At 69.1% G+C, this 10,967-nt stretch carries 11 protein-coding genes; all 11 read left to right on the forward strand.

The annotated features are described in order from the left end of the window. Positions 1 to 3: 3 nt before the first annotated feature. The 11 genes from pdxS to BR70_RS0107795 all read left to right on the forward strand — a co-directional run bounded on the left by pdxS (position 4) and on the right by BR70_RS0107795 (position 10,799). Positions 4 to 924 carry a pyridoxal 5'-phosphate synthase lyase subunit PdxS gene (gene pdxS / locus BR70_RS0107745; RefSeq protein WP_027465600.1) on the forward strand — a complete coding sequence of 307 codons (921 nt, stop codon included), beginning with the start codon at positions 4 to 6 and terminating at the stop codon, positions 922 to 924. Next, entirely contained in the window at positions 914 to 1,525 is a 612-nt protein-coding gene (gene pdxT, locus BR70_RS0107750; protein WP_027465601.1) for a pyridoxal 5'-phosphate synthase glutaminase subunit PdxT, read from the forward strand. Before pdxS ends, pdxT begins: the two co-directional genes overlap by 11 nt. 119 nt (positions 1,526 to 1,644) lie before the next feature. Beyond that, complete coding sequence (locus tag BR70_RS0107755; RefSeq protein ID WP_017887357.1) at positions 1,645 to 2,412, forward strand: YebC/PmpR family DNA-binding transcriptional regulator; 768 nt, start codon at positions 1,645 to 1,647, stop codon at positions 2,410 to 2,412. 2 nt (positions 2,413 to 2,414) lie between these two features. Further along, positions 2,415 to 3,062, forward strand: a complete 648-nt coding sequence (gene ruvC / locus BR70_RS20080; protein ID WP_035808297.1) for a crossover junction endodeoxyribonuclease RuvC — start codon at positions 2,415 to 2,417, stop codon at positions 3,060 to 3,062. Beyond that, on the forward strand, positions 3,059 to 3,679 hold the full coding sequence (ruvA, locus tag BR70_RS0107765; RefSeq protein ID WP_027465602.1) for a Holliday junction branch migration protein RuvA: 621 nt from the start codon (positions 3,059 to 3,061) through the stop codon (positions 3,677 to 3,679). The genes ruvC and ruvA overlap by 4 nt, the downstream gene beginning before the upstream one ends. After that, positions 3,676 to 4,719 (forward strand): Holliday junction branch migration DNA helicase RuvB, encoded by a 1,044-nt coding sequence (gene ruvB / locus BR70_RS0107770; protein ID WP_027465603.1) that lies wholly within the window; start codon positions 3,676 to 3,678, stop codon positions 4,717 to 4,719. The genes ruvA and ruvB overlap by 4 nt, the downstream gene beginning before the upstream one ends. Before the next feature lie 90 nt (positions 4,720 to 4,809). Then, positions 4,810 to 5,211, forward strand: a complete 402-nt coding sequence (locus BR70_RS20085) for a preprotein translocase subunit YajC (RefSeq protein WP_051596726.1) — start codon at positions 4,810 to 4,812, stop codon at positions 5,209 to 5,211. Between the two features lie 91 nt (positions 5,212 to 5,302). Continuing rightward, positions 5,303 to 7,054 (forward strand): protein translocase subunit SecD, encoded by a 1,752-nt coding sequence (gene secD, locus BR70_RS0107780; protein ID WP_027465604.1) that lies wholly within the window; start codon positions 5,303 to 5,305, stop codon positions 7,052 to 7,054. Then, positions 7,054 to 8,058 carry a protein translocase subunit SecF gene (secF, locus tag BR70_RS0107785; protein WP_027465605.1) on the forward strand — a complete coding sequence of 335 codons (1,005 nt, stop codon included), beginning with the start codon at positions 7,054 to 7,056 and terminating at the stop codon, positions 8,056 to 8,058. The genes secD and secF overlap by 1 nt, the downstream gene beginning before the upstream one ends. Continuing rightward, positions 8,058 to 8,405: a rhodanese-like domain-containing protein gene (locus tag BR70_RS0107790; protein WP_027465606.1), complete on the forward strand. Its 348-nt coding sequence runs from the start codon at positions 8,058 to 8,060 to the stop codon at positions 8,403 to 8,405. The genes secF and BR70_RS0107790 overlap by 1 nt, the downstream gene beginning before the upstream one ends. A 69-nt stretch (positions 8,406 to 8,474) precedes the next feature. After that, positions 8,475 to 10,799, forward strand: coding sequence for a RelA/SpoT family protein (locus BR70_RS0107795; protein WP_231495664.1), 2,325 nt, complete (start codon positions 8,475 to 8,477; stop codon positions 10,797 to 10,799). Positions 10,800 to 10,967 lie beyond the last annotated feature (168 nt).

Here is a 10,967-nt window from a genome sequence, read left to right on the forward strand (position 1 = left end):
ATCATGAGCGACAGCACCAGCACCTCCGGCACCCCTGGCACCTCGATCACCGGCTCCGACCGCGTCAAGCGCGGACTCGCCGAGATGCTCAAGGGCGGCGTGATCATGGACGTCGTCGACGCCGAGCAGGCCCGCATCGCGGAAGAAGCCGGTGCGACCGCCGTCATGGCCCTCGAGCGCGTCCCCGCCGACATCCGTGCGCAGGGCGGCGTCGCCCGCATGTCCGACCCCTCGATGATCGAGGAGATCATCGCCGCGGTGTCGATCCCCGTCATGGCGAAGGCCCGCATCGGCCACTTCGTCGAGGCGCAGGTGCTGCAGGAGCTCGGTGTCGACTACATCGACGAGTCCGAGGTGCTGTCGCCGGCCGACTACGTGAACCACATCGACAAGTGGAAGTTCACCACCCCCTTCGTCTGCGGTGCCACCAACCTGGGCGAGGCGCTCCGTCGCATCACCGAGGGTGCGGCCATGATCCGTTCCAAGGGCGAGGCCGGCACGGGCGACGTGTCCGAGGCCACCAAGCACATCCGCACCATCACCAAGGAGATCGCGGCGCTCCGCAACCTGCGTGACGACGAGCTCTACGTCGCCGCCAAGGAGCTCCAGGCGCCGATCGACGTCGTGCAGGAAGTCGCCCGCACCGGCAAGCTCCCCGTCGTCCTGTTCACCGCCGGTGGTGTCGCCACCCCGGCCGACGCCGCGATGATGATGCAGCTCGGCGCCGACGGTGTCTTCGTCGGGTCCGGCATCTTCAAGTCCGGCGACCCGGCGGCCCGTGCCGCCGCGATCGTCAAGGCGACGACCTTCCACGACGACCCCCGGGTCATCGCCGAGGTCTCCCGTGGTCTGGGCGAGGCGATGGTCGGCATCAACGTCGCCGACGTCCCCGCACCGCACCGCCTCGCCGAGCGTGGCTGGTAGCCCGACGAGCGGCGCTCGGCCCCGCATCGGGGTCCTGGCGCTGCAGGGTGACTTCCGCGAGCACATCGCCTCGCTGACCGAGCTCGGCGCCGACGTGGTGCCGCTGCGTCGCCCGGAGGAGATCGAGACCCTCGACGGTGTCGTGATCCCCGGGGGTGAGTCCAGCGTGATGGACAAGCTGTCCCGCGCGTTCGGCGTCGCCGAGCCCCTCGCCGACGCGATCCGCGGTGGCCTGCCCACCTACGGCACCTGCGCCGGCATGATCATGCTCTCGTCGCGGATCACCGACGGCATCAACGGGCAGCAGACCCTGGACGTGCTCGACACCACCGTGCGCCGCAACGCGTTCGGAGCGCAGAACGACTCGTTCGAGATCGACATCCCGATGCCCGACCTCGGAGAGGCCCCGGTGCACGCGGTGTTCATCCGGGCCCCCGTCGTGGAGCAGCGCGGCGACGACGTCCACGTCCTCGGTGCATTGCCGGACGGGCAGGTCGTGGCGGTGCAGCAGGGCAACGTCATCGCCAGCGCGTTCCACCCCGAGGTCGCCGGCGAGGACCGCTTCCACCGCCGGTTCCTCGACCTGGTGCGCAGCGCCTGAGGCGTGACCGCCCACCCGCCGCACCGACGGGACGGAAGCCGCGCCGCGCCTCCAGGCCGGTGTTCGGCCCAGAGGGCCGCTAAACTGAGCGGGACTTTCCGCAAGACGCAAGGAGAACCGTGTCCGGGCATTCCAAGTGGGCAACGACCAAGCACAAGAAGGCGGTCATCGACCAGCGCCGTGCCAAGTCGTTCGCCAAGCTGATCAAGAACATCGAGGTCGCCGCGAAGATGGGCGGTGCCGACATGTCCGGCAACCCGACCCTGGTCGACGCCGTGCAGAAGGCGAAGAAGACCTCGGTCCCCAACGACAACATCGACCGCGCCGTGAAGCGCGGTGCGGGTCTCACGGGCGAGACCATCGAGTACACGACGATCATGTACGAGGGCTACGGCCCCAACGGCGTCGCGATGCTCATCGAGTGCCTCACGGACAACAAGAACCGTGCCGCGGCCGAGGTCCGGACCGCGATGTCGCGCAACGGCGGCACCATGGCCGACCCGGGCAGCGTCGCCTACAACTTCTCGCGCAAGGGCGTCATCTCGGTCACGAAGACCGACGGCCTCGACGAGGACACCGTGATGACCGCGGTGCTGGACGCCGGGGTCGAGGATGTCATCGACCAGGGCGGCGGCTTCGAGATCATCACCGAGGCGAGCGACCTGGTCGCCGCCCGCACCGCACTGCAGGACGCCGGCATCGACTACGACTCCGCCGACGCCGAGTTCGTCCCCGGCCTCAAGGTCCCGGTCGACGCCGAGACCGCCCGCAAGGTGTTCCGCCTGATCGACGCGCTCGAGGACTCCGACGACGTGCAGAACGTCTACTCGAACTTCGACATCCCCGCGGACGTCCAGGCCGAGCTCGACGAGGACGAGGGCGAGTAGCCGTGCTCCGTGTGCTCGGGGTGGACCCCGGGCTCACCCGGTGCGGCGTCGGCGTCGTCGAGGTCGCACCGAACCGGCGCGCACGACTCGTCCACGTGACGGTCGTGCGCACCCCGCCGGACATGCCGCTCGAACAGCGGCTGCTCCGCATCGCCGACGGCATCGCCGCCGAGATCGACGAACACCACCCCGATGCGGTCGCCGTCGAGCGGGTGTTCGCGCAGGCGAACGTCCGCACCGTGATGGGGACCGCGCAGGCGGCCGGCCTGGCGCTGCACGCCGCGGCCGCCCGCGGCCTGCCCGTCGGGCTGCACACTCCGTCCGAGGTCAAGGCCGCCGTCACGGGCTACGGCAACGCCGACAAGCGTCAGGTGCAGACCATGATCGCGCGCGTGCTCGGGCTCGACGAGGCCCCGAAGCCGGCCGACGCCGCCGACGCGCTCGCGTTGGCCGTGTGCCATGCCTGGAGGCTCGGATCACCCGATGCCGCCGGCTCGCGTGCCACGAACCTCACCCCCGCACAGCGCGCCTGGCGGGACGCGCAGGGCGGCACCGTCGACTCGCCGCTGGCCCGCGCGGCCGCCGCCGCGGCCCGCCCGCAGCGTGGCAGGTCGGCGTCGTCGGTGGGCGGCCCTAGGCTCGGAGCATGATCGCGAGTCTCCGGGGCACCTGCATCGACATCGCCGGTTCGGCCGTGGTGATCGAGGTCGGGGGAGTCGGGTACGCCGTCACCGTGACCCCCGCACACGCGCTGACGATGCGCCACGGGTCCGAGGTGTTCGTGCGGACCGCGATGATCGTGCGCGAGGACGAGCACCTGCTGTTCGGCTTCGAGTCGACCGACGCGCTGCAGGTGTTCGATCTGCTCCGCGGGGTCTCCGGCGTCGGCCCGAAGTCCGCGATGGGCGTCCTGGCCCACATGGACCCGGCACAGATCGCGAACGCCGTCGCGAACGAGGACGACGGCGCGTTCCGCAAGGTCTCCGGCATCGGCCCGAAGACCGCCAAGCTCATCATCGTCGCGCTCTCCGGCAAGCTCGTGGCCTTCGAGCAGGCTGCCGTGGTCGCCGCCGCACGGGGGACCGCAGTCCACCCCGCCGCGGTCGACGTCGTCTCGGCGCTCATCGGCCTCGGCTGGCGCGAAGACGCGGCGCAGACCGCGGTCGACGACGCCGTCGCCAACGAGCCCGGTGCCGCCGCGATGGGCACCCAGGCCCTGCTCCGCGCCGCCCTCGGTGCGCTCCGACCCGCGGCAGCCGGCCGGTGAGCGGCATCACCTCCGCCGGCGCCGAGTCGCAGGAAGAACTCGCGTTCGAAGGTGCGCTCCGTCCGCGCTCGCTCGACGAGTTCGTCGGGCAGCGCAAGGTCCGCGGGCAGCTCGACCTGCTCCTCAAGGCCGCGGGCATGCAGGAGCGCACGCCCGACCACATCCTGATGGCGGGTCCTCCCGGCCTCGGCAAGACCACGCTCGCGATGATCGTCGCGCACGAGACCGGGCGACCGCTGCGCATGTCGAGCGGCCCGGCCATCCAGCACGCCGGTGACCTCGCCGCCGTGCTGTCGTCCCTGGTCCCGGGCGAAGTGCTGTTCATCGACGAGATCCACCGCATGGCCCGCTCGGCAGAAGAGATGCTCTACCTGGCGATGGAGGACTTCCGCATCGACGTGATGGTGGGCAAGGGCGCGGGTGCCACGAGCATCCCGCTCGACCTCGCGCCGTTCACGCTCGTCGGGGCCACCACCCGGGCCGGCCTGCTGCCGAACCCGCTGCGCGACCGCTTCGGGTTCACCGCCCACCTCGAGTTCTACGAGAAGGACGAGCTCGAGCAGGTCCTGATCCGTGCGGCCCACCTGCTCGAACTCGACATCGACCGGACCGCCCTGCGCGAGATCGCCGGACGCTCCCGTGGCACCCCACGCATCGCGAACCGCCTGCTCCGCCGGGTGCGCGACTACGCCCTCGTGCACCGCACCACTGACGGCATGGCCGCGGTCCAGGGCGCGCTCGACCTGTACGACGTCGACGAACTCGGGCTCGACCGGCTCGACCGAGCCGTCGTCGAGACCATGTTGACCCGGTTCGACGGGGGCCCGGTCGGCCTGAACACCCTCGCGGTCTCCGTCGGCGAGGAATCCGAGACCATCGAGTCGGTCGTCGAACCGTTCCTCGTCCGCGTCGGACTCGTGACCCGCACCCCCCGCGGGCGCATCGCGACACCGCGGGCCTGGCGACACCTCGGCCTCACCCCGGGGCAGGGCGACGGCGGGCAGCCGGGGCTCTTCGACGACCCGGAACCCACCGCCTGACCGCCGATCAGTCGGGTGACATGCCACGGACACCGGCGTGCCCTAGACTGCTACGGCCCGAAACCGAGCAACCAGAGAAGGCAACGCATCATGGGTCAAGAAGTCATCCTCATCGTCATCGTCGTGGCGTTCGCGGCCTTCATGTTCTACAACAGCCGCAAGCGCAAGAAGCAGCAGGCCGAACTCGTGGACAAGATGGTCCCGGGCGCCAAGGTCATGCTGTCCTTCGGCCTCTACGGCACGCTCCTCTCCGTGAACGAGGAGAAGGTCACCGCTGACGTCGAGATCGCACCGGGGACCATCGTCACCGTGCACCGTCAGACCCTGTCGCGCGTCGTCGACGACAACGCGTCCGACGTCGAGACCACCACGACCACCGAGGACGAGCCGAAGCCGGTGGCCGAGCTCAACGGTGAGCCGGTCTACGGCGAGCGGGTCGACACCGACCGTGTCGACGAGACCGACGCCACGAAGCGCAAGTCCGACGACTGACGCCCTAGGCCGCCGGGTCGTCTGACCCGGCGGCTTCCCTCTGCCGTCGCACGGTGTGTCGACGGTCCTGAACAGAAAGACGAGACGACCGGTGGCACGATCGACACCCGTCAAGAAGGCGCTGCGCTCGCTCACCTGGTTGGTGATCCTGATGGCGATCCTCGCCGGCGTGAACACCGCCGCGTCGATCCTCGCCGGCTCTTCGAAGGACGACACCGACAAGTGGTACCAGGGCGCGAGCTGGGTGCCGGAGCTGGCTCTGGACCTGCAGGGCGGCACGCAGCTGACCCTCGCGGCGCAGAACACCGAGGGCGACTCCGTCACCTCGCAGCAGCTGCAGCAGGCGGTGAACATCATCCGACAGCGCATCGACGCCACCGGTGTCTCCGAGTCCGAGATCAACACCCAGGGCGCGAACAACATCGTCGTCTCGATCCCGGGTCGTCCCGACAAGGCCACGATCGACCGCATCGAGGCAGCCGCGAAGCTGACCTTCCGTCCGGTGCTCTTCACCGAGGCCGCGACGAACTCCGCCGTCGGTGACGACGGCAAGGGCACCGCATCGGCCACGCCGTACTCGCCGCCGGCCTCGCTCGCCGCGACCCCGAGCGCGAAGCCGACGAACGCGAGCGACCTGAACTGGGTCACGCCGAAGCTGCGGGACCTGTACACCAACTACAACTGCGCTGCTCCGGACGACGTCACCACGGCGCCCGACGACGAGCCCCTGGTCACCTGTGACCAGGACGGCGCGGGGAAGTACATCCTCGGACCGGTCGAGGTCTCCGGTGCCGACATCAGCAACGCCACCTCGGGTCTCGCCACCGACTCGCAGGGCACTTCGACGGGCCAGTGGGCCGTCAACCTCACGTTCAACGGCGAGGGCTCGAAGGACTTCCGCACCGTCACGAACCGTCTCGTCTCGCTCCAGCAGCCGCAGAACCAGTTCGCGATCGTGCTCGACGGTTCGGTCATCACCGCACCGACGACGAACTCCGCGATCACGAACGGCAAGGCGCAGATCACCGGCTCGTTCACGGCCGAGTCGTCGAAGACCCTGGCGGACCAGCTCAAGTACGGTGCGCTGCCGATCAACTTCCAGGTGCAGTCGAACGAGAACATCTCGGCGACGCTCGGCACCGCGCAGCTCATCGGTGGCCTCGTCGCCGGTCTGATCGGGCTGATCCTGGTGATCATCTACTCGGTCATCCAGTACCGGGCCCTGGCGTTCGTCACCGTGCTGTCGCTCGGCATCGCCGCGGTGCTCACCTACCTGGTGATCGCGATCATGTCGTGGCGCGTCGACTACCGCCTGTCCTTGGCGGGTGTGGCGGGTCTGATCGTCGCGATCGGCATCACGGCAGACTCGTTCATCGTCTACTTCGAGCGCATCCGTGACGAACTCCGCGACGGCCGTGCCCTCGAGAGCGCGGTCGAGTCCGGCTGGAAGCGTGCCCTCCGCACGATCCTGGCGTCCGACGCGGTGAACTTCCTCGCCGCCGTCACGCTCTACGTGCTCGCGGTCGCCGACGTGAAGGGCTTCGCGTTCACGCTGCTCCTCACGACCCTGATCGACATCGTGGTGGTCGCGCTCTTCACCCACCCGATGATGCAGCTCATCGCCCGCAGCCGGTTCTTCGGCGAGGGGCACCGGTTCAGTGGTCTCGACCCGGCAGCACTCGGTGCCGTCTACCGAGGGCGCGCCCAGTTCCGCGCACCCGTCGTGGACGGCAAGCGCCAGCGCAGTGCCGGTGAGGCACAGCGCCGACAGACGATCGCGGAGCGGAAGGCCCAGCAGGCCTCCGGCGACAACGGCTCGACGCCGGACGGGAAGGACGACTGATGGCCAGCTTCAGCCAGTTCGGCAGCGACCTCTACACGGGGAAGCGGTCGTACGACATCATCGGGCGCCGGAAGACCTGGTACCTGATCGCCCTCGTGATGATCGTGATCTCGCTCGTCACCCCGTGGCTCCGTGGCGGGTACCAGCTCGGCATCGAGTTCACCGGTGGCTCGGAGTTCACGATCTCCGACGTCAAGACGCTCGACCAGAACCTCGCCACCGAGACCGTCGAGGGCGTCGTCCCGGAGTCGATCCCGCGCGTCTCGCAGCTCGGCACGCACGGCATCCGCGTGCAGACCGGGCAGCTCACCGACCGGCAGACGACCGAGGTGCAGGACGCCCTGGCGAAGGCTTACGACGTCCCGGAGAGCCAGGTCGCCGCGACCTTCATCGGCGCGACGTGGGGTGCCGACGTGCTCGCGCAGGCCATCCGTGGTCTCGTGATCTTCCTCGCCCTCGCCGCGGTCTTCATGACGCTGTACTTCCGCACCTGGAAGATGTCGCTGTCCGCCATGGCGGCGCTGCTGCACGACCTGCTCATCACGGCCGGCGTGTACGGCATCGTCGGACTCGAGGTCACGCCCGCGGCGGTCATCGGGTTCCTGACGATCCTCGGGTACTCGCTCTACGACACCGTGGTGGTCTTCGACAAGGTGCGTGAGAACACCGCGCAGGAATCCATCCGGACGTTCAAGCAGTCGGTCAACCTCGCGGTGAACCAGACCCTCGTCCGGTCGATCAACACCTCGGTCGTGGCACTGCTGCCGGTCGCGGCGATCCTCTTCATCGGGTCGTACGTGCTCGGCGCCGGCACCCTTCGCGACATCTCGCTCGCACTGTTCATCGGCATCATCGTCGGCACCTACTCGACGATCTTCATCGCGTCGCCGATGTACGCGCAGCTGCGTGAGAACGAGCCGAAGATCAAGGAGTCCGACGCCAAGAAGACCGCGGCGGCCGAGAAGCGCCGGCGTGAGGTCGACGCGGCAGAGGCGAGCGTCTGATGCCCATCGAGATCCAGGAGATCGACGTCGCCGAGGCGCAGCGCCGCCTCGACGCCGGAGCCCGCCTGTTCGACGTCCGCGAGCAGGGGGAGTGGGACGAGGTCCACGCTCCCCAGGCCACGCTCGTGCCGATGTCGGAGTTCGTGGACCGCTGGCAGGAGATCGACGGCGGCGACCAGCCGGCCATCATCGTCTGCCACTCCGGCGGCCGGTCATCGCGCATCGTCGCGGCGCTCGAGCAGTCGGGCGTGCCGGCCGTCAACCTCTCCGGCGGCATGCTCGCGTGGGAGCAGGCGGGGGCGCCGGTGGAGCGCGACGCCCAGGGCGAACCACGTCACGGGCACTGACCGGGGACGCGTAGTCTTGTCGGATCGAGCTCGGATCGAGCTCTCGGACCGAGTCCTGGGAGGCGCATCATGACGGACACCCGCGAAGAGCCGTCCGCGCCGAGCCGCCCGGGTTCCGCCCCGCGGCCCTCGAGCCCGATCGGTCCGAACACCACCGGCAACCTCGGTTCCCTCCGCTCACTGCTGCCGCGCCTGTTCTCGCGGGCCCAGCCGGCCGGCGCGGTGGACACGCTGATCCGCACGGTCCGCTCGCACCACCCCAAGGCCGACGTGACGCTCATCGAGCGTGCGTACTCGGTCGCCGAGCGCGCACACGACGGTCAGAAGCGCAAGTCCGGTGAGCCGTACATCACGCACCCGGTCGCGGTCGCGCAGATCCTGGCCGACCTCGGCATCGGCACGATCACCATCGCGGCGGCGCTCCTGCACGACACCGTCGAGGACACCGACTACCAGCTCGACCAGCTGCGGGCCGACTTCGGCGACGAGATCGCGATGCTCGTCGACGGCGTCACCAAGCTCGACAAGGTCAAGTACGGCGACAGCGCGCAGGCCGAGACCGTCCGCAAGATGGTCATCGCCATGTCGAAGGACATCCGTGTCCTCGTCATCAAGCTCGCCGACCGCCTGCACAACGCCCGCACGTGGGGCTTCGTCGAGTCCGCCTCCGCCACGCGCAAGGCGAAGGAGACGCTCGAGATCTACGCGCCGCTCGCGCACCGGCTCGGCATCCAGATGATCAAGCTCGAGCTCGAGGACCTGTCGTTCGCGGTCCTGCACCCGAAGCTCTACGTCGAGATCGACAGCCTGGTCAAGGAACGCCAGCCGAAGCGCGAGCAGTTCGTCCAGAACGTCATCGGGACCCTGAAGAAGGACCTGAAGGCCGCCAAGGTCCGTGGCGACGTCATGGGCCGGCCGAAGCAGTACTACTCGATCTACCAGAAGATGATCGTGCGGGGTCGCGAGTTCGACGAGATCTACGACCTCGTCGGCATCCGCGTGCTCGTGCCGACCGTCCGCGACTGCTACGCCATGCTCGGCTCGGTGCACGCCCGCTGGACCCCGCTGCCCGGTCGCTTCAAGGACTACATCGCGACCCCCAAGTTCAACCTGTACCAGTCGTTGCACACCACGGTGCTCGGCCCGCAGGGTCGTGCGGTCGAGATCCAGATCCGCACACACGAGATGCACCAGCGCGCCGAGTTCGGTGTCGCCGCCCACTGGAAGTACAAGCAGCGCGCTGCCGGCCGTGACGCCGGGACCTCGTCGACCACGGACGACCAGGACATGGCGTGGCTCGCCCACATCACCGACTGGCAGGCCGAGACCAGCGACCCGGGCGAGTTCCTCGACTCGCTGCGCTACGAGATCGGCGCCAAGGAGACCTACGTCTTCACGCCGCAGGGCAAGGTCATCGGTCTCCCCGCCGGAGCCACCCCGGTCGACTTCGCCTACGCGGTGCACACCGAGATCGGCCACCGCACGATGGGTGCGAAGGTCAACGGTCGGCTCGTCCCGCTCGAGAGCCAGCTGTCCAGCGGTGACGTCGTCGAGATCTTCACGTCGAAGAACCCCGACTCCGGCCCCTCGCAGGACTGGCTGCAGTTCGTCCGCAGTCCCCGCGCGCGCAACAAGATCAAGCAGTGGTTCACCAAGGAGCGCCGCGAAGAGGCGATCGAGCAGGGGCGTGACGCCATCGCCCGGGCGATGCGCAAGCAGAACCTGCCGCTCCAGCGCATCATGAGCCAGGACAGCATCGCCGAGGTCGCCTCGTCGATGCGGTACGAGGACGTCTCCGCCCTGTACGCCGCCATCGGCGAAGGCCACGTGTCGACGCAGTCGGTCATCGAGAAGGTCCTCGGGAACGTCCAGACCGAAACCGAGACGGACGAGCCCGAACTCGCGTTCCCGCGCCAGGTCACCAGTCGTCAGCTGCGCACGAGCGACAGCGGCGTGCTGGTCCGTGGTGCGCCCGACATCCTCGTGAAGCTCGCGAAGTGCTGCACCCCGGTGCCGGGCGACCAGATCGTGGGCTTCATCACCCGTGGCCAGGGCGTCTCAGTGCACCAGTCGTCGTGCACCAACGTGAAGTCCCTCATGAACGAACCCGACCGGATGATCGAGGTCGAGTGGGCCCCGTCGTCGAAGTCGGTGTTCCTGGTGCAGATCCAGATCGAGGCGCTCGATCGGTCGGGCCTGCTCAGCGACGTCACCCGGGTGCTGACCGACCACCACGTGAACATCCTGTCCGCGACGGTGTCGACCTCGTCCGACCGTCTCGCGCTCAGCCGGTTCGTGTTCGAGATGGGCGACACCATCCACCTCGACCGCGTGCTGAACGCGGTGCGACGCATCGACGCCGTCTACGACGTCTACCGCGTCAGCGCCGGCTAGCGGCAGGGCCCCGCGCGGCTCATCCGTCGACCGGTCGCGAACCGTCTGCTGCGGCCCTGCCAACCGACAGATCGCGACCACTCGGCGGACGCGAGCGGGGTGTCCTGACCGCCCCCACGCGCCCGACCGGAGGCCCGCGGCAGCCCCGCCCCGCGCCTCCCGTGCCTC

It is taken from the genome of Curtobacterium sp. UNCCL17 (genome assembly GCF_000686685.1).
GTDB lineage: Bacteria > Actinomycetota > Actinomycetes > Actinomycetales > Microbacteriaceae > Curtobacterium > Curtobacterium flaccumfaciens.

Bases quoted from the DNA above. Each gene is read 5' to 3' on its own strand.
- pdxS (WP_027465600.1), top strand. From the start codon at position 4: ATGAGCGACAGCACCAGCACCTCCGGCACCCCTGGCACCTCGATCACC.
- ruvA (WP_027465602.1), top strand. From the start codon at position 3,059: ATGATCGCGAGTCTCCGGGGCACCTGCATCGACATCGCCGGTTCGGCC.
- BR70_RS20085 (WP_051596726.1), top strand. From the start codon at position 4,810: ATGGGTCAAGAAGTCATCCTCATCGTCATCGTCGTGGCGTTCGCGGCC.
- secF (WP_027465605.1), top strand. From the start codon at position 7,054: ATGGCCAGCTTCAGCCAGTTCGGCAGCGACCTCTACACGGGGAAGCGG.
- BR70_RS0107790 (WP_027465606.1), top strand. From the start codon at position 8,058: ATGCCCATCGAGATCCAGGAGATCGACGTCGCCGAGGCGCAGCGCCGC.
- BR70_RS0107795 (WP_231495664.1), top strand. From the start codon at position 8,475: ATGACGGACACCCGCGAAGAGCCGTCCGCGCCGAGCCGCCCGGGTTCC.